Source organism: Sphingomonas sp. 37zxx, assembly GCF_000786205.1.
GTDB lineage: Bacteria > Pseudomonadota > Alphaproteobacteria > Sphingomonadales > Sphingomonadaceae > Sphingomonas.
The window spans coordinates 1-1,063 of sequence record NZ_JROH01000109.1 but is presented as its reverse complement, the minus strand read 5'-3'; the positions used below and the strand labels follow the sequence as shown (position 1 = coordinate 1,063).

The following is a 1,063-nucleotide window of genomic DNA, read 5'->3' as shown; positions in this document are numbered from 1 at the left end:
CTCTGCCGCGCAGCGGCTTCGTGCTGTGGGTCGTCACGACCGGAGCCGATCCGAGCTCGGGTCGCCCGCTTTTTGCGGGCCTCGCTTTCAGCGAGAGACCGGTTGGGCGCGAGCCGCGACCAAGAAGGCGAGGTCCCAAACGATCGTACCACCCGCGGCGCGATGCTCGTCCTCGATCCGCTGCGCAAGCGTGTCGGGATCGATTTGCTCAACGGTTGCGATGCCTCGCTCGACTATTCGCGGCAGCATCGCGTGCGTGAGCGTCGGCACGAAAGAGGGCTGGTTAGGATGGAGTAAGACGGCCTCTGCGCGCGCTTCCTCGACCGATAGCCCTAATTGCTGCATCAGTTCGGCGAGCCGGAGCGCCAACCCCACATCGCCGCCTTCCGCTGCAACCGTGCTCCAGTTCCAGTCGTAAAGCTGCCGGTGCAACGCGAGATCCCCAAGTCCCGCGGGCAGGCCGGCGCGTGCATGTTCCTGAAACGCCAGGATGGCGTCTGGCTTGGCCAGCGACGCCAGCCACTCCAGTGTCTTGGCGGCATCGGGTAGGTACATCAGCACGCGACGACCGACGATTGCATCGAAACGACCCAGATCAGGCAAATCACCCGAAAGATCGACCGCGCGGTACTGGATGGGTGCGGCACCCGACTTCGCGTCGTTCGTTCGGGCCATCGCCAGCGCATGTTCGCTCCGGTCGATCGCCACGACCTCGCCGCCTGGACCGGCAATCCCAGCCACATACCGGCTGAGGTCACCATTGCCGCAACCGACATCGAGCACCCGCGCACCGGGAGTGATGCCGATGTCGCCGAAGAAGCGGGCGCTGGGAGCATTGGCGGGATTGGGCGGGGAGCGCCGGGATGAGTGAGACATTGTCTCATGATACAGATGGCCGCGCGCGTGCCAAGTGCATCTGTTCCGAGAGCAACCGGTAAAAGGGGGCATGGCATGCGAACGCCCGCTCTTCCGCTTTGCTCGCTCGCAAGCAGCTTAGCCGCCAGTACCGGGCACCTAGCCGGCGCGTTGAACACCTAACAGGCTGCTGAAAAAGGGCTTGGCT

The 1,063-nt window shown here is 64.5% G+C and carries 1 protein-coding gene; it reads right to left on the bottom strand.

Going from position 1 to position 1,063, the window contains the following annotated elements; translation table 11 throughout:
- Window positions 1-87 precede the first annotated feature (87 nt).
- On the bottom strand, window positions 88-876 hold the full coding sequence (locus tag QU44_RS16960) for a class I SAM-dependent methyltransferase (RefSeq protein WP_231621799.1): 789 nt from the start codon (window positions 874-876) through the stop codon (window positions 88-90).
- Window positions 877-1,063: the final 187 nt, after the last annotated feature.

What these genes read in the sequence shown, in the direction of transcription:
- QU44_RS16960 (WP_231621799.1), bottom strand. Translation starts at nt 876, where the DNA reads ATGTCTCACTCATCCCGGCGCTCCCCGCCCAATCCCGCCAATGCTCCC.